The 17808-nt window shown below is 71.8% G+C and carries 12 protein-coding genes; 10 read left to right on the top strand and 2 right to left on the bottom strand.

Annotated features, from left to right (window positions below; all coding sequences use genetic code 11):
- Positions 1-170 precede the first annotated feature (170 nt).
- Positions 171-1931: an MFS transporter gene (locus tag PSQ21_RS05415; RefSeq protein ID WP_274029262.1), complete on the top strand. Its 1761-nt coding sequence runs from the start codon at positions 171-173 to the stop codon at positions 1929-1931.
- A gap of 101 nt (positions 1932-2032) precedes the next feature.
- Positions 2033-3253, top strand: coding sequence for an acyl-CoA dehydrogenase family protein (locus PSQ21_RS05410; RefSeq protein WP_274029261.1), 1221 nt, complete (start codon positions 2033-2035; stop codon positions 3251-3253).
- 66 nt (positions 3254-3319) lie between these two features.
- Here PSQ21_RS05410 and PSQ21_RS05405 read toward each other — a convergent pair whose 3' ends face one another.
- Entirely contained in the window at positions 3320-3763 is a 444-nt protein-coding gene (locus tag PSQ21_RS05405; protein ID WP_097871517.1) for a cell division protein SepF, read from the bottom strand.
- A gap of 308 nt (positions 3764-4071) precedes the next feature.
- Here PSQ21_RS05405 and PSQ21_RS05400 point away from each other — a divergent pair, with 308 nt between their 5' ends.
- The 4 genes from PSQ21_RS05400 to PSQ21_RS05385 all read left to right on the top strand — a co-directional run bounded on the left by PSQ21_RS05400 (position 4072) and on the right by PSQ21_RS05385 (position 8119).
- Complete coding sequence (locus tag PSQ21_RS05400; protein ID WP_274029260.1) at positions 4072-5298, top strand: DUF5685 family protein; 1227 nt, start codon at positions 4072-4074, stop codon at positions 5296-5298.
- 193 nt (positions 5299-5491) lie between these two features.
- On the top strand, positions 5492-6313 hold the full coding sequence (locus tag PSQ21_RS05395; protein ID WP_274029259.1) for a DUF1684 domain-containing protein: 822 nt from the start codon (positions 5492-5494) through the stop codon (positions 6311-6313).
- Positions 6314-6542: 229 nt separating this feature from the next.
- A complete protein-coding gene (locus PSQ21_RS05390) occupies positions 6543-7442 on the top strand; it encodes a S1 family peptidase (protein ID WP_274029258.1) in 900 nt (299 codons plus the stop codon).
- Positions 7443-7639: 197 nt separating this feature from the next.
- On the top strand, positions 7640-8119 hold the full coding sequence (locus tag PSQ21_RS05385; protein ID WP_274029257.1) for a hypothetical protein: 480 nt from the start codon (positions 7640-7642) through the stop codon (positions 8117-8119).
- A gap of 66 nt (positions 8120-8185) precedes the next feature.
- On the opposite strand, the gene PSQ21_RS05380 is transcribed toward PSQ21_RS05385, so the two are convergent.
- Entirely contained in the window at positions 8186-9112 is a 927-nt protein-coding gene (locus PSQ21_RS05380; RefSeq protein ID WP_274029256.1) for a DUF4231 domain-containing protein, read from the bottom strand.
- A gap of 794 nt (positions 9113-9906) precedes the next feature.
- Between PSQ21_RS05380 and fxsA the strand changes: the two genes are divergently transcribed.
- The 4 genes from fxsA (at position 9907) to fxsT (ending at position 17794) form a co-directional block, all read left to right on the top strand.
- Positions 9907-10071 (top strand): FxSxx-COOH cyclophane-containing RiPP peptide, encoded by a 165-nt coding sequence (gene fxsA, locus PSQ21_RS05375; protein WP_164219408.1) that lies wholly within the window; start codon positions 9907-9909, stop codon positions 10069-10071.
- A 30-nt stretch (positions 10072-10101) separates the two neighbouring features.
- A complete protein-coding gene (gene fxsBH / locus PSQ21_RS05370; RefSeq protein WP_274029255.1) occupies positions 10102-12447 on the top strand; it encodes a radical SAM/SPASM protein FxsBH, inactivated beta-hydroxylase extension form in 2346 nt (781 codons plus the stop codon).
- Between the two features lie 74 nt (positions 12448-12521).
- A complete protein-coding gene (gene fsxC, locus PSQ21_RS05365) occupies positions 12522-13862 on the top strand; it encodes an FxsC protein (protein ID WP_274029254.1) in 1341 nt (446 codons plus the stop codon).
- Positions 13859-17794: an FxSxx-COOH system tetratricopeptide repeat protein gene (gene fxsT / locus PSQ21_RS05360; protein WP_274029253.1), complete on the top strand. Its 3936-nt coding sequence runs from the start codon at positions 13859-13861 to the stop codon at positions 17792-17794. Before fsxC ends, fxsT begins: the two co-directional genes overlap by 4 nt.
- Positions 17795-17808: the final 14 nt, after the last annotated feature.

The following is a 17808-nucleotide window of genomic DNA, read 5'->3' as shown; positions in this document are numbered from 1 at the left end:
ACACTGTGCGGCGGACCGGGGTATGACATGCGCCACGTGTGACCTCGCCGGACTCGCGTACGCTGACGGCTCGCTCGCCCGTCGATGCCGGGCCGACAGGCCCCTGGGAACGCGCCCCCCACGTCACCGTCGGTCCGCCGAGCGCGAGGGACTCATCGGGAGGTACGTAGATGTCCGGGACGACCACGGCCGGGGTCCGGCTGCGCGAGGCCGCCGACGACGCCAACCGCTGGGTCGTCCTCGTGGTCCTCTGCCTCAGTCTCCTGGTCGTCGCCCTCGACGCGACCGTGCTCCACGTCGCCGTACCGGCCGTCACCGAGGACCTGCGCCCGAGCGGCACGGCCCTCCTGTGGATCGTCGACGCCTACCCCCTCGTCTGTGCCTCGCTGCTCATCCTCTTCGGCACGCTGGGTGACCGGATCGGCAGACGCCGCGTGCTGCTCTGCGGTTACGCGCTGTTCGGTGTCGCCTCCGCGCTCGCCGCGACGGCCGATACCCCGGCCGTCCTGATCGCGGCCCGCGCCCTCCTCGGCGTCGGCGGCGCGATGATCATGCCCGCCACCCTGTCGATCCTGCGCCAGGTCTTCCCCGACCGCCGGGAGCGGGCGCTCGCCATCGGTGTGTGGACCGCGGTCGCCGCGGTCGGCGCCGCCACCGGACCGGTCGTCGGCGGCTTCCTGGTCGAGCACTTCTGGTGGGGCTCGGTCTTTCTGATCAACATCCCGCTGATGGCCGTGATCCTGCCGCTGGGCCGCTGGCTGCTGCCCGAGTCGCGCGGCGGCGACGACGGCCCGTGGGACGTGCTGGGCGCGCTGACCGCCGCGGCGGGAGTCCTCGGCGTCGTCCTCGGCGTGAAGCGTCTGGGCGGCGGCGCGGGGCTTCTTGATCCGGTCTCGCTGGGGCCGCTGGCCCTCGGGCTCGCGCTCCTGATCCTCTTCGTGCGCCGCCAGAAGCGCCGCAGGCATCCGCTGATCGACGTCTCGATGTTCGCCCGCCCGGCGTTCTCCACCGCCGTCGGCTGCATCGTGCTCGCCATGCTGGCGCTGGTCGGCCTCCAGCTGATCGCCGTCCAGTACCTCCAGCTGGTGCTGGGGCTCAGCCCGCTGGAGACCGGCCTGCGGCTGCTGCCGCTGACCTTCGCGGCGATGGCCGCCGGCGCCACCGGCTCGCACACCCTGCGCCGCATCGGTCCCCGGCGCATGGTCGGCTGGGGCTTCGTCCTCACCGCGTCCTCGGTGCTGCTGCTCACCTCGATGGGCCAGCACGACCGTCCGGCCCTGCTGAACTGCGCGTTCGTCCTGCTCGGCTTCGGACTGCAGACCACGCTCTTCGGGGCGTACGAGTCGATGCTCAGCGACGCCCCGCCGGAGCGCGCGGGCGGCGCTGCGGCCATCGGGGAGACCTCGTACCAGCTGGGCGCGGGGCTTGGCATCGCCCTGCTCGGGAGCGTCATGAACGCCGCCTACGCCCCCGGCCTCGCCGGTCTGCACGAGAAGGGCGTTCCCGCCCGCGCCGGGGCGGAGGCCTCCCACTCGCTGGGCGAGGCCTATCAGGTGGCCGCGGAGCTGGGCGGCCCGATGGGCGACCTGTTGCGCTCCACCGCCCGGCACGCCTTCATCGGCGGACTCCACGTCACCCTGTTCGTCAGCGCGGGCCTGCTGCTGCTCGGGGCGCTGGCCGCCCTGCGCCTGCCGAAGGTCATGGACTGCCCGCCGAAGGAAGCGTGCCACCGGGACGAGGCCGACGCCGCCGCGCCCATGGCCCACGCGCCCGCGGCCTCCGCGCCCGTGGCCCCCGCGTACGAGGCGGGCGAACGCCGGGCCCCCGGCCCCGTACGCCCGGCCGGACGGGACCGCCCGGCCCCGCGCCCGATGGTGCCCGCGCGGCGCGAGCCGGCCGAGGCGACCGGCTCTGGACGAGCGGCACACTGAGCCGTAACGTCGGGCGGAGCCCTGACTACCACTGCTAGTTTTCGGAGGGCGGGCGTCCCCCGGTCCCTCCGAGCACCGTGCGAGCCGCCGGAGGCACCCTCATGTCCAGCACCGAGTCCGCGAAGCCGTCGAAGCTGCCGCCGTTCGACGCGTTGGATCCCCTCGGCATCGACGATCTGCTCGGCCCCGACGACCTCGCGATCCGCGACACCGTCCGCACCTGGGCCACCGACCGCGTCCTGCCCCACATCGCCGAGTGGTACGAGAAGGGCGAGCTGCCCGGGATCCGGGAGCTGGCCCGGGAGCTCGGCGCGCTGGGCGCGCTCGGCATGTCCCTGGACGGGTACGGCTGCGCCGGGGCGAGCGCCGTCCAGTACGGGCTCGCCTGCCTGGAGCTGGAGGCCGCCGACTCCGGGATCCGCTCACTCGTCTCCGTACAGGGGTCGCTCGCCATGTACGCGATCCACCGCTTCGGATCCGAGGAGCAGAAGCAGCGGTGGCTGCCCGGCATGGCGTCCGGCGACATCATCGGCTGCTTCGGCCTGACGGAGCCCGACCACGGCTCCGACCCGGCCGGCATGCGGACGTACGCCAAGCGCGACGGCGAGGACTGGATCCTCACCGGCCGCAAGATGTGGATCACCAACGGCTCGGTCGCCGGGGTTGCCGTCGTCTGGGCGCAGACCGACGAGGGCGAGGACGGGCGGGGCATCCGGGGGTTCGTCGTGCCGACCGACGCCCCCGGCTTCTCGGCCCCGGAGATCCACCACAAGTGGTCGCTGCGCGCCTCGGTCACCAGCGAGCTGGTCATGGACGAGGTACGGCTGCCCGCCGACGCGGTGCTTCCGGACGCGAGCGGGCTGCGCGGCCCGCTGAGCTGTCTGAGTCACGCGCGCTACGGCATCGTCTGGGGCGCCATGGGCGCGGCGCGGGCCAGCTTCGAGTCGGCCCTCGACTACGCGAGGAGCCGGGAACAGTTCGGCCGGCCGATCGGCGGCTTCCAGCTCACCCAGGCCAAGCTGGCGGACATGGCCCTGGAGCTGCACAAGGGCATCCTGCTCGCCCATCACCTGGGCCGCCGCATGGACGCGGGCCGGCTCCGGCCGGAGCAGGTCAGTTTCGGCAAGCTGAACAACGTGCGGGAGGCGATCGAGATCTGCCGCACCTCGCGCACGATCCTCGGGGCCAACGGGATCTCGCTGGAGTATCCGGTGATGCGGCACGCCACGAACCTGGAGTCGGTGCTCACCTACGAGGGAACGGTGGAGATGCACCAGCTGGTGCTGGGCAAGGCGCTCACCGGTCTCGACGCCTTCCGGTGAGCGGGACGCGCCGGTACGCGCGTCCGGCCGGACACGTTGACCGGATCTTTCCGGCGAGCGCCCTGCTCAGCTCTGGTTGAAGAAGCCGCCGGTCCTGCGGCCGGCGGCTTCGCCCGCCACCACCTGGGTGTCGGCGGGGGACAGCAGGAAGACCCGGGTCGCCACCCGGTCGATCGAGCCGCGCAGGCCGAAGATCAGCCCGGCGGCGAAGTCCACCACGCGCTTGGCGTCGGCGGGGTCCATGGCCGTGAGGTTCACGATCACCGGGACGCCGTCCCGGAAGAGCTCGCCGATGGCCCGTGCGTCCCGGAAGCTGTCCGGGGTCACCGTCGCGATCCGGCGGTCCTGCTCCTCGGCCGCCTCCGCGGCCACCTGCACCCGCGGGTCGGTGACCCAGGCCTGGTTGCCCGTACCGGTCTCCGCACCCTCGGCGTACTCGTCGTCGTAGTACCGCTCGTCGTTGTCCTCGACGAGGCCCAGCCAGGCGCTCGCCTTGCGCACCGATCCCATGGACGCCTCCTCTCACCGCGGTTCCTTGGTGTTCCGCATCTCTTTCGTATCCCTATGGTCGTCCATGATGCGGATACCGCGCCAAGTGGATAGTCGGCTCGCAGGCGATTCGTGACGGTACTGGTGCAGAAGATGTGGCGATTCGTCAGGGTTCCTCCTGCACAAGAGGGCTTGTAGAAGGAAAATATGATGCTCCGGCCGTACGGGTGATCCGGCGGACGTACGGGTGAACGGATCACTCGATACGATGCACGACGCTCCGGTGCGCGGGCGTCGCGCACCGGCCGAAAGGCTCCCGGGGGATCGTCGTGTTCGGAATCGTGAGGCCCTGCACCCACCGGCTCACCGAAGGTCTCAGGGCCGAGTGGATGGCCCATCTCTGCGGCCTGTGCCTGGCTCTGAGGGGGGATCACGGACAGTTCGCCCGTATCGTCACGAACTATGACGGCCTGATCGTCTCCGTCCTGACGGAGGCTCAGGCGGGCCGAACGCCCGGGGGCCGGCGCACCGCCGGTCCCTGCCCGCTGCGCGCCATGCGCACCGCGCCCGTCGCCAAGGGAGAAGGGGCGCGGCTCGCCGCGGCCGTCTCGCTCGTCCTCGCCTCGGCCAAGGTCCGCGACCACGTCGCGGACCGGGACGGGCTGTTGGCCCGCCGCCCGGTCGCCGCCGCCGCGCGCCGCGTGGCCGCCGGGTGGGACCGGGCGGGCGCGCGGACCGGGGCGGCCCTCGGCTTCGACACCGCCCTCCTGGTCGACGCGGTCGACCGGCAGACCGTGATCGAGACGCTCGCCGGGCCGGGCACCCCGCTGCTGACGGTCACCGAACCGACCGAGACCGCCACCGCGGCCGCTTTCGCGCACACCGCCGTCCTCGCCGGGAAGCCGCAGAACGCCGAGCCGCTCGCGGAGGCCGGCCGGCTCTTCGGGCGGCTCGCCCATCTCCTGGACGCCGTGGAGGACCGGGAGGCCGACGCCGCGTCCGGCGCCTGGAACCCGCTCACCGTCACCGGCACCCCGCTGTCCGAGGCGCGCCGGCTCTGCGACGACGCGCTGCACGGCGTACGGCTCGCGCTGCGGGAGGTGGAGTTCGCCGACGACAGGCTCGTGCACGTCCTCCTCGCCCATGAGCTGCGGCGCTCGGTCGACCGGGCGTTCGGCACCTCGTCCTGCTCGCACCAGGAGGGCCAGGGGGGCGACGGGCTGCTGCTGCCCGACGGCTCCTTCGGGCCGCCGCCGGGAAATCCGTACGGTCCGCCGCCCGCCCACCCCTACGGTCCGCCGCCCGGCGGCCCGGCCGCGCCGCCTCCGCCGCGCCCGCCCCGCGACCGGCGCGGGCTGATCGCCGGATGCCTGGTCTGGGCCGGGCTCGCCTGCACCTGCCAGATGTGCTGCGGGAGCTACGAGGACCCCTGGAGCAGGGAGCGGCGGCAGGCGCCGTGCCAGAGCTGCGGAGACTGCTGCGAGGCCTGCAACTGCTGCGGTCAGTGCGGCGAGGGTTGTTGCTGCTGCGGCGACTCCTGCGGCTGCGACTGCTGAGCAGGCGTCAGCTGACGCCGTTCGGGCTGCGGGATCCCGGAGGTCGTGTACGGGACCCGGTGGCGCCCCGCTTCTTCCGGGACGGTCGGAGGCCCTGCCCTCCGGGAGGGCGGAGCGTGCCGTTCCGCATGTACCGGCTCCGCGTCGCGGTCGCACCTCGGCCTCCCGGGGCCGGTGTGGAAAGGTTGACCGCATGAGCACGGACGCACAGCAGCAGGAGCAGGGCGGCGGGCCGGACGCCGCACAGGACTGGCAGCGGTGGCACGAAGGGCGCGTCGCCGCCGTCGCCGCCCCGTACGGCCCCCTCTCCCTGACCGGAACCCACTGGCTCTCCGACTACCCGGAAGGGCGAATTCCGGCCGTCCCGGGACGCTGGCGGGAGGACGGCGACGAAGTGGTCCTCACGGCCGCCGCCGAGGACGGCGTCGTCGTCGACGGCAAGCCGCTGACCGGCGGGATCAGGCTCGGAGCGGACCGCGGGCCGATCGACGACTCCCGGGTGGCGCAGGGGGAGCGGCGGCTGGTGGTGCTCCGCCGTGAAGGGCTGTGGGCGGTACGGGTCTTCGATCCCCGATCGCCGGCCCGGCACGCCTTCTCGACCATCGAGGCCACCCCGTACGACCCCCGCTGGACGCTGCCGGGGACGTTCCGTCCCTACGACGGGGACCGGTCCGTACGGGTGGCCAACGCGGACGGGGTCGAGCGCGGTCTCGGCCTCGGTGGTGAGATCGCCTTCACGGTGGACGGCGATGAGCACACGCTCCAGGTCGCGGTCGAACCCGACGGGTCGCTGTGGGCCGTCTTCGCCGACGCGACCAGCGGGAACGGAAGCTACCGCTTCCGTTTCCTGCGGCCCGCCGCGCCCGCGGCCGACGGCAGTGTGGAGGTCGACTTCAACCGCGCGCTGCTGCCGCCGTGCGCCTTCGCCGATCACTTCATCTGCCCCTTCCCGCCCCCGGGCAACACGCTCTTGGTGGCGGTCCCGGCGGGGGAGCGGAACCGGATCGACGCCTGATCCGCGAGAGACCACTCCGGCCCCGGGAGCCCCACGGCTCCCGGGGCCGGAGACGTGTGGGGCCCGCGTGGCCGAAAGGCATTCTTGCGCCCCGTGTCCGGCCGACCCGATACTCCGGTCAGCGATTGTCAGGGGCACGGCAACTCCGGATCCGGACAGGCCCCCGACTGCGCCTCACGGGCCCACCACCCCACAGGAGGGCCCCCGATTCCCCTCGGAGGAACCCGAAGTGAGGATCAAGCGCACCAACAACGGTTCGAACCCGGCCAGACGCGCCCGTACCACGGCCGTACTCGCGGGGCTCGCCGCCGTCGCGGCGATGGCCGTTCCCACCGCGAACGCCGAAACCCCCCGGACGTTCAGCGCCAACCAGCTGACCGCGGCGAGCGACGCCGTGCTCGGCGCCGACATCGCGGGCACCGCCTGGAACATCGACCCGCAGTCCAAGCGCCTCGTCGTCACCGTCGACAGCACGGTCTCGAAGGCGGAGATCAACCAGATCAAGAAGTCCGCGGGCCCCAACGCCGACGCGCTGCGCATCGAGCGCACCCCGGGCAAGTTCACCAAGCTGATCTCCGGCGGCGACGCGATCTACTCCAGCACCGGACGCTGCTCCCTCGGCTTCAACGTCCGCAGCGGCAGCACCTATTACTTCCTGACGGCCGGCCACTGCACCGACGGCGCGAGCACCTGGTGGGCGAACTCGGCCCGCACCACCGTGCTCGGCACGACCTCCGGGTCGAGCTTCCCGAACAACGACTACGGCATCGTGCGCTACACCAACAGCAGCATCACCAAGAGCGGCACGGTCGGCAACCAGGACATCACCAGCGCCGCCAACGCCACCAACGGCATGTCCGTCACCCGCCGGGGCTCCACCACCGGCACCCACAGCGGTTCGGTCACCGGACTCAACGCCACCGTCAACTACGGGGGCGGCGACGTCGTCTACGGCATGATCCGCACCAACGTGTGCGCCGAGCCCGGCGACTCCGGCGGCCCGCTCTACTCCGGCACCCGGGCGATCGGTCTCACCTCCGGCGGCAGCGGCAACTGCTCCTCCGGCGGAACGACCTTCTACCAGCCGGTCACCGAGGCGCTGAACGCGTACGGCGTCAGCGTGTACTGACCGGTCCCACCCCGGTCGGTACGGAGCAGTCCGTACAAACGTGCCCCCGTCCGGAATTCCGGACGGGGGCTCCCGCTCGCCGGGGAGCTCTTGAGAGGATGTCGCCACGACGGGTCGCCGCCACACGGCGACGGGGGCGGGGCGACGGGGCGGGCGTTCCCCGGGCCGTGCTCCGCTGGCAAGGGGGTAGCAGGTCCGTGAATCGCATCGGAGTGACCGGTCACCGCTCCATCCCCGCCGAGGCCGAGGCGCATGTGCTCGCGGGTCTGAGGGCCGCGCTGTGCGGCCTCGACGGCACGGCGCAGGTGCTCTCCAGTCTGGCGGTCGGCGCCGACCAGCTCTTCGCCGGCCTCGCCCTCGCCCGCGGCGCCGAACTGACCGCCGTCATCCCCAGCGGCGACTACGAGGCCTGTTTCGAGAACGCCGTCGACCTCTCCCGCTACCGGGCGCTCAAGGCGCGCGCGGTGCGGGAGGTCCGGCTCGACTTCCCGCACTCCACCGACGAGGCGTACTACGCGGCGGGCGCCTACATCGCCGACCACTGCGACCGGCTGCTCGCGGTCTGGGACGGCCTCCCGGCCCGCGGCCTCGGCGGCACGGGCGACATCGTGACGTACGCCCGCGCCCTGGGCCGCCCGGTCACCGTGATCTGGCGGGACGGGATCCTGCGCGGCTGACCGGAGGACGCCCCCCGGACCGGCCGTACGGGAACGGGGCGCGCGGTCCCGCACGGTCTCTCCGCCTCACACGCGATGTCTGACGAGCCAGTCGGTGTGCTCGGGCGACACGATCCGCTCGGTCTCGAAGACCGCCGCCGGCCAGTGCCGCTCGGTGAGGGTGGTCTCCATGGCGGCCTGCATCGACTCCAGATCCTTCTCCACCAGCGAGTGCGCCGAGATCAGCGGATGGTGCCGGCGCATCTCGTTCCAGGCGAGACAGGCCGCCGCAGCCGCGGAGAACGCCCCCGTCAGGCCGAACGAGCGCGCCACCCCGAAGACCTGGAGCACGCTCAGCGCCAGCGCCGGCAGCGTCAGCGCGACGATGGCGCCCGACCACAGGAGCGCCCCGCGCCGGGAAGCCGCCTGACGCCTGCGGTACCAGCGCCGCTGCTCGATGAGCCGGTCCCGTACATACGTCTCCTTGCGCACGGTGTAGGCCTTGTTCCGTAACGCGCGCATGGAATCCGTGATGAGGCCGCCGGAATCCGGCAGTTCCTCGCGCGGATCGGCCCAGCCCACTTTCCGCAGTTCCTGGAGGCCGTCCTCCAGGCGATTGGCGAACAGCGCCTCCGGGTGCTCGGACGCGCTGTCGAAGGGTGCGCCGTGGACCGCGTAGCGCCAGCAGTTGGACTTGATGAACTCGGCGGCCGAGCGGTTCAGTTGCCAGTGCGACTTTGCTTTGCGGTGGGAGGCGAGGAAGGTCGCGAAGAGCACGCCCAGATAGGCCAGCACGGCGGCGCCGTACAGGGCACGGGCCGCCGGACCGTCCTCGGGGTGCCAGGGCAGCGCAGCGGGCACCGTGCCCGCCACGAGCAGCGCGAGCTGCGTACGGGTGGTGTTCACGGCCTCACGCTGGCGGGCCACGGCGACCGCGTCCGTGTGGTGGAACAGCGCCGGCAGGTCATCGTTCCTGAAGACCATGGATCTCAGCGGCTCAGGCAACGCCGTCATGGACGCCTCCGTCTGCAGTTGTCGTATGACCCGGCCGGTCGTGGCGCCTGGCCCGCCCGGGCCACGAGAGTAGGGGGGAGGGCCGGACGCGGCAAGAGCGTCCCGGCTCCTCGGACGGTCGCCACGAAAGGGTTCGGCCACTTCGGCGCGGGTGTCCTTCCTCACCTCGCGGCGCTGTGGCAAGGTAGTCCAACTGTGTTCGTCGACACGTGAGTTGCCGCCCCCTCCGCGGTGGGCGCGACCACCTCCGCGCGGGGAGGGGCCATCGAGGGTGACCGGGGCCGTGGATGTGCTCCCGCGGCGGTGCGCCGAGCGGGTCGCGGCACCGCGCCCGGGCGCGGATCACGGGCGCCGTGGGCCGGCGAACCCCTTACCGGACCGCGTGCGCGTCCTCCGTGCGGAACACGGCCTCCCTGGCGAGAAGCTGGTGAACGGGTGAACCGCCGTCCTGCCGGAGCCGCCCGGCGCCCGTCGTCCGGGACCCGCGCGGCGCGCGCGCCCGGCACCTGTGCGAGCGGTCTCGCCGGTGGCGGAAAGCCTCTCACCTGCGCGTGCCGGCGGCAGCGGGGCCGGCCGCCGGGCCCACCGGTTCCGCCGCTCGTCCCCCGCTCACCCGAGCGGCCGAGCGGAAGGTGTGTTTCGAGTTTCGTATCCAGGTGTGAAGGCCGCTCCGCCGGCATGTGGAAGAGCCTCCGCGGTAGTAAAGTGCGCGTGCCGGGACGTGTGATGACGCGGAATCCGGCAGCATTTCAATGTCCGGAAACAGACCCCTTCAGGATCCCCCTAGGACGGCCGTGAAGACCTACGGAACCACCCCCTCCTTCGCCTCTGCGAAGACCCGCGCGACCCTCTCGGCGACCGACGTCCGCAGCGCCGAGGCCGCCAGGAAGATCAACCGCGTATGCGGTGCGACAACGGCCAGGTCCACCCGGATCTCCACGTTCAATTCGGCTCTCTGAGTCCACGTCGTAAGCGGCTAGAATGACGGGATGACAGGACCCCTGGTCCCCTTCCGTGAATTCGTGCTGAAAGTGCACAGCAGGTGCGATCTGGCCTGTGATCATTGTTATGTCTACGAACATGCCGATCAGAGCTGGCTGACACGCCCCAAGACCATCTCCGACGAGGCAATTTCCTGGACAGCCCGGCGTCTGGCCGAGCATGCGACGGCGCATGCGCTTCCCTCCGTGACAGTGATCCTGCACGGTGGGGAACCGCTCCTGGCGGGACCCGCGCGACTGCGACGGGTCTGCGAGGAGCTCGGCTCGGCCCTGAACGGCATCGCTGAGCTGGACCTCAGGATCCACACCAACGGCGTCCAGCTCAGCCCCCGCTACCTCGACCTCTTCGACGAGTTCCACGTCCGGGTCGGGATCTCGCTCGACGGCGACCGCGCGGCCAACGACCGCCACCGCCGATTCGCCGATGGACGCAGCAGCCACCCGATGGTGCTGCGAGCCGTCGAACTGCTCCGCGAGGAGCGCTACCGCCACCTGGACCTCGGTCTGCTGTGCACGGTCGACATCCACAACGACCCGGTGGCCGTGCAGGACGCTCTCGCCGGACTCGAACCCCCGCTCGTCGACTTCCTGCTGCCGCACGCCACCTGGGACGACCCGCCCCCGCGGCCGGACGGATCGCCCACCGCGTACGCCGACTGGCTCCTGACGGTCTTCGACCGCTGGACGGAACAGGGCCGCCCCATGCCCGTCCGTCTGTTCGCCTCGGTGCTCTCCAGCCTGAACGGCGGCCCCAGCCTCACCGAGTCCCTCGGCCTGGCCCCCACCGACCTCGTCGTCATCGAGACCGACGGACAGCTGGAACAGGTCGACTCGCTCAAGAGCGCCTACGAGGGCGCCGCCGCCACCGGGTTCGACGTCTTCCGCAACACCTTCGACGAGGTCGCGGCCCACCCCGGCGTCCAGGCGCGGCAGCTCGGTCTGGCCGGGGTCAGCGAGACCTGCCGCCGCTGCCCCGTCGTGCGCTCCTGCGGCGGCGGGCTCTACACCCACCGGTACCGCTCCGGCAGCGGCCCCGAGGGCGGCGACAGCGGCTTCGACAACCCGTCGGTCTACTGCGCCGACCTGGCCGCCCTGATCCGCGGCATCGAGGAGCGCACGGCCGCGGCCACCGAGTCGCCCGCCGTCCGGGCGCCGGACGAACTGCTCGCCGCCCATCAGGACCTGACCCGGACCCTGCTCGCGGCCCTCCACGACACCCTCGACGGGCGGGGCGGGGCTCTCTGGGACGACGCCTGGCGGCTCGCGGCGACGCTGGAGGCCGACCCCCCGGGCGCCGACGCGCTCGACAGAGTGCTCGCGCACCCCTACACCCGCACCTGGCTGATCGGCGCCCTGGAGGACGTCGAGGCGGGCCGCGGCATGACGGGGCCCGCCTCCGAACGGCTCGGCGCCACCGTGGCCGCCGCAGCCGTCCGCGCCGGACGCGACGACCTGTCCGTGCCCGTGGCCTACCGTGACGGAAGCCTGTATCTGCCCACCCTCGGCACCGTGCTCCTCGGCGGCCCGGGGGAGCGGGGAACGGCCGTGGTGCGCGCCACGGGCGACGGATTCCTCGTCCGCCGCCCGCAGGACACGCCCGGCACGGAGCTGCGCATCGCACCCGATGAGCCCGAGGGCCCGCACTGGCTGCCCGTGCACGTCCTGCGCCGGGAACCCGCCCCCGTACTCCTGCTGGACGACCTCGACCCCCTCCGCGACTGCTTCGACGCACCCGCGACCGACCGCCTGGCAGTGGAGGACGCCGACGCCTGGGCGTACCGGGTCGGCGCAGCCTGGTCGCTGCTGGCCGACGCCGTACCCGGTCAGGCGGCCGAGGCGGCCCGGACGCTCACCACGCTGACCCCGCTGTCCTGTGGTGACGCCGAGCCGGGGCGCCACGGGCCCGGCGCGCTCGGCGTCGGGCCGTCGGCGGAGGCGAACGAGCTGGCACTCGGCCTGCTCAGCGGATTCCGCCGGGCGAAACTGCGGGCGCTCGGTGAAGTGGCGGATCTTTACGCCTTGGACGGTACCTGGGAACATCGGACGCCTTGGGGGAACGAACACGTGACGTTCTCCCGACTGCTGGCCGAGACATTCGAACGGGCGGGGCTCGGGCTTTACGACCCGCGCTTCCTCACGGGTGTTCCGGAAGCTCTCGACAAGATCGAAAACGCGGCGGAGGTGACGGTCGACGGAAAACAGCTGATCTCCGCTGTGCGCAAGGAGATCAGCGGAACACGGAGTGCGACCGAGAAGAATCGCGGCAGGAGCTTCCCGTCGTCCGGTCAGGCGCCGAACATCCTGGCATCTGACCAGAAAGTGCCGTGCGAATGACCGAACGGCAGGGGGGTGGAAAGCGGTCCGCTCCGGAATGATGAGTTCGCTTCCACTCCCTTCCTCCTTCCGGGATGCGAGTGCTCACACAGGACGGGGGTCGTGTGCACGCATCGACGCAACAGCGAGCGGTGGGCCATCGGCCGTATTTCTTTCTCAGTTACGCCCACACGCCGGGGTACGGCGGCGGCACGGACCCCGATATGTGGGTCGAACGGCTCTTCCAGGACCTCTGCGGCCATGTGATGGCCATGACCGACTTACCCGCGGGCGCGCCTGCGGGCTTCATGGACCGGGAGATACGTTCCGGGGAGGGCTGGTCCGAGCGGCTCGGCGACGTCCTCGCCACCTGCCGGGTGTTCGTCCCGCTGTTCTCGCCGCGCTACTTCGCCAGTGAGATGTGCGGCAAGGAGTGGTACGCCTTCGAACAGCGCGCCATCCACCACCGCGCCCGCTCCAACCAGCCCGCCGAGGCCATCGTCCCGGCGCTCTGGGTACCGGTGCCGCCGAGCCAACTCCCCGGCTCCGCCGAGCGGTTGCAGTTCAACCACCGTGACTTCGGGGAACGCTACGTCAGCGACGGCCTCTACGGCCTGATCAAGCTCAGACTCTTCGCCGAAGAATACGAACGGGCCGTCTACGAACTGGCCAAACGCATCGTGAGCGTCGCCGACTCGGTCCGCATCGACACCGGCCGGCCCGTCGACTACCGCCTCGCCCCCAGCGCCTTCGGCTCCCCCAGCAGCGGAGTCGGCGCTCCCCGGCCGATGCAGATCACCATCGCGGCGCCCACCCGCCACGATCTGCCCGAGGGACGCAACAGCGACCACTACGGCGACCACCCCCAGGACTGGAACCCCTACTACCCGGCCGCCGCCCGCCCCCTGGCCTATGTGGCGGAGGAACTGGTCCGCTCGCTCAACTACCAGGCCGTCATTACCTCGTTCGACGAGGACCGGCACGACGCCAAGGCCCCGCCCAGCACCCCCGAGATCCTGCTCGTCGACCGCTGGGCCCTCATGGACGAGGACCACCGCCGCAGGCTCGCCGCCTTCGACGCGGAGAACCGGCCCTGGGTCACCATGGTCGTGCCGTGGAGCCGCGACGACCACCAGAGCCGAGCGGCGGAGGCCGAGCTCACCGAGAGACTCGAAGCGACCATGCCGGTCAAGATGGGCCAGGGCCGGGCCCTGTGCCGTGCCGCGGCGAAAGGAGTGCCCACCATGGAGGCGTTCGGCCAACTCCTGCCCCAGGTGGTCGAGGTGGCCGCCCAGCAGTACCTCAAGCACGCGAAGGCCTACCCTCCCGGACCGGGCGGCGGCTCCGGCGAGCGGACCCGGCTCACCGGTCCCATGGGCGGTACGAGCTACATCCCCGACCCGCACGACCCTGCGACGGAAGCGGAGGACCTATGAGTGCCGGTCGTGACGGGCGCATCGTCACCTTCTACTCGTACAAGGGCGGTACCGGGCGCACCATGGCGCTCGCCAACACCGCCTGGATCCTCGCGGCCAACGGCAAGCGGGTGCTGGCCGTCGACTGGGACCTGGAGGCCCCCGGGCTGCACCGGTTCTTCCACCCCTTCCTCGACCCGGCCACCCTCGGCGCCACCACCGGCGTGATCGACCTGATCACCGAGTACGCCTGGGCCGCGACCAGCCCCGCCCAGCGCCCCGAGGACTGGCACCGCGACTACGCCCGCATCCAGCCGCACGCCGTGTCGCTGACCCCCGAGTCGCTCGGCTGGGAGTTCCCGCAGGGCGGCACGCTCGACTTCGTCTCCGCCGGACGGCAGAACCGCGAATACTCCGCGACCGTCTCCACCTTCGACTGGGACAACTTCTACGACCGGTTCGGCGGCGGCCACTTCTTCGACGCGCTGCGCGACGACATGAAGGCCAACTACGACTACGTCCTCATCGACAGCCGGACCGGCCTCAGCGACATCGCCGACATCTGCACCGTCCACCTCCCGGACGTGCTCGTCGACTGCTTCACCCTCAGCGACCAGTCCATCGACGGCGCGGCCTCCGTCGCCCGCCAGATCGCCGAGCGCAACACCGGCCGGCCCATCGCCCTCTACCCCGTTCCGATGCGCATCGACGAGGGCGAGAAGGAGAAGGCGGACGCCGGGCGGGCGCTGGCCCGGCTCAAGTTCGACCGGCTGCCGCGCGACCTGTCCGGGGACGAACTCACCGCCTACTGGGGCGCGGTGGAGATCCCCTACCGCCCCTACTACGCCTACGAGGAGACGCTCGCCACCTTCGGTGACGAGGCCGGGCTGTCCAACTCCCTGCTCTCCGCCTTCGAACGGCTCGTCGCGGTCATCACCGACCGGGAGATCACCTCGATGCCCCCGATCGGCGAGGAGGTCCGCCTGCGGATCCGCGACGCCTTCACCCGGCGCAGGCCCTCCCTGCCCGCCGATCTCTTCCTCAGCTATGTGGCGGAGAACCGGATGTGGGCCGACTGGCTCGAATCGATTCTCACCCGGGCCGGCTTCCGGGTGGTTCCGCGCGACGTCTCCGCCGAACGTCCTCCCGAGGAGGCCGGCGAGACTCCCGCGGAGAACACCGCCCGCACCGTGGTGCTGCTCTCCAGCGCCTACCTGAAGTCCCAGCGCGCGGTCGAGCTCTGGGAGCGGACCGCCGCGGAGGCCGTCGGCAGCGGCCGCCGCCGGCTGGTCCCCCTGCGGGTCGGGGACGTACGCCTGAGCGCCCCCTACATCGACCGCAACCCCGTCGACCTCTTCCGGCTGGACGAGGTGCACGCCACCACCGCCGTGATGCGGGCCCTGGACCGCCCGGTGCAGGTGGCGGACGGGGTCTCGCCCGGGCCCCGCTTCCCCGGCACCGTACCGAGGATCTGGAACGCGCCGCCCCGCAACCCCGGCTTCACCGGCCGCTCGCTCGTCCTGGAGCGGATGCGCGACCAGCTCGGCGGCGGCCTGGCCGTCGTCCTGCCGCAGCCGCAGACCCTGTACGGACTCGGCGGCGTCGGCAAGACCCAGGTGGCCCTGGAGTACGTGCACCGCTTCATGGCCGACTACGACCTGGTGTGGTGGATATCGTCCGAGCAGCCCGACGACGTGGTCGCCTCGCTCGCCGAGCTCGCCGTCCGGCTCGGCGCCCAGGGCGGCGACGACATGGCCGCCGCCTCCCAGGAGGCCGTCGACCTGCTGCGGCGCGGCGTGCCCTCGGACCGCTGGCTGCTGGTCTTCGACAACGCGGACGACCCCGAGCAGCTGCGCCGCTACTTCCCGCAGGGCGGCTCCGGCCACATCCTGGTGACCTCCCGCAACCAGAGCTGGTCCCAGCACGGGGACGCGCTGCCCGTGGACGTCTTCCTGCGCGAGGAGTCGATCGAGCACCTCCAGCGCCGGGCGCCGGGGCTCAGCGACGAGGACGCCGACCAGGTGGCGACCGCCGTCGGCGACCTGCCGCTGGCGGTGGAGCAGGCTGCCGCCTGGATCGCGGAGACCGCCACCCCCATCGACACCTATCTCGAACAGCTCGCCCAGCAGGCTCCCCAGGTCCTCGGGCTCAACCAGCCGGCCGGCTACCCGGAACCGGTCGCCGCGACCTGGAACATCTCCATCGCCCGGCTCAAGGAGCGCTCGCCCGCCGCCGTGCGGCTGCTCCAGCTCTGCGCGTTCTTCGCCCCGGAACCGATCTCCGCGAACCTCCTCTACAGCAAGGAGATGATCGACGCGCTGAAGCCGTACGACTCCTCGCTGCAGGAGAAGCTGGTGCTGGGCCGGGTCATCCGGGAGATCGGCCGGTTCGCCCTCGCCAAGGTCGACCAGGTCTCCAACTCCATCCAGGTCCACCGCCTCGTCCAGGCCGTGATCAAGGCGCAGCTCAGCGAGGAGGAGCAGCGCGAGGCCCGGCACGTCGTCCACCGCATCCTGGCCGGCGCCCGGCCCGACGACGACGAGCCGATCGACAACCCGGAGACCTGGCCGCGCTTCGCGACGATCTGGCCGCACCTCGGCCCCTCCGACGCCCGCAACTGCAAGGAGCCGGAGACCCGCAGGCTCCTGATCGACCGGGTCCGCTACCTCTGGAAGCGCGGCGACGTCAGGACCGCGGGGGCGCTCGGCGACGAGCTGCGGGAGATCTGGGAGGAGAAACTGGGGGAGCGGGACCTGCAGTACCTCTACCTCTGCTTCCACCTCTCCAACATCCTGCGCACCCGCGGGCGTTACGTGGAGGCGAAGGAGCTGGACGAGTTCACCCTGGAGCGGCAGCGGGCGGTGCTGGGACCCGAGCACCCGCACACGTACATGACCACCAGCAGTCTGGCCATCGACCTCGGTCTGCTGGGGGACTACGCCCGGGCGATCGAGATGGCGACCGAGGCCCACGAGGGGTTCGGGCAGATCTTCCACGACTCCCACCCCCGGACCCTGGCCGCCGCCAACAACCTGGCCCTGAACCTGCGCAGCGTCGGTCAGTACGCCCGCGCCCGGGAGATCGACCAGGACGTCTACGACCTCCGCTCCCAGGTGCTCGGACCGGAACACCCCTACAGCCTGTCCTCCGCCATGAACCTCGCCCGTGACCTGCGGGAGGTCGGACGGTACGAGGACTCGGTGGGGCTGCTCAGCACCACGTACAACAGCTTCAAGCAGACGATGGGCCGCAGCTTTCCCACCACGCTGAGCGCGGCGAAGAGCCTCGCGGTGTCGCTGCGCAGGGCGGGCAGGCTGGAGGACGCCCGCCGTCTCACGGTGGCGACCCGCGCCCGCTACCGGGCGAAGTACACCATCGCCAACCCCGATTCGCTGGCCTGCGACCTCAACCTCGCCGCGGACCTGTTCGCGGCGGGCGAGAGCGCCGAGGCGCGGGACACGGCGCAGGAGGTCGTCGACCAGTTCATGAAGGTGCCGGGGGAGAAGCACCCGTACACCCTGGCGGCGCAGAACAACCTCGGCGTCTATCTGACGGTGGCCGGGGAGCCGGAAGCGGCGGAGCGGGTGCTGAAGCTGGTCGTCGCCTCCATGCGGGACACGTTCGGCCGAGAGCACCCCAACACCCTGTTCTGTGTGATGAACCTGGCCAGCGCGACAGCGGACCTGGGAAAGCTGGACATCGTGCTGGAGACCGAGCAGCGGCTGTCCGGGCAGGTGCGCGAAGCGCTCGGGGCACACCATCCGGAGACCCTGGCCATGACCTCGAACATGGCGGTCACGCTCGATGCCCTGGGGCGCGAGGACGAGGCGACGCAGTTGCGGGCGGAGATCGTCGTCGAGCTGTCCCGTCAGCTCGGCGACGACCACCCGCTGACCCGTATGGCCCGGACCGAGGAGCGGTTCCGGCGGGAACTGGAACCGATGTCGGTGTGACCGTCCGGCCGGGA

Origin of the sequence: Streptomyces sp. MMBL 11-1 (genome assembly GCF_028622875.1) — a bacterium.
Taxonomy (GTDB): Bacteria; Actinomycetota; Actinomycetes; order Streptomycetales; family Streptomycetaceae; genus Streptomyces.
This window is presented reverse-complemented; position numbering and strand designations above follow the sequence as displayed.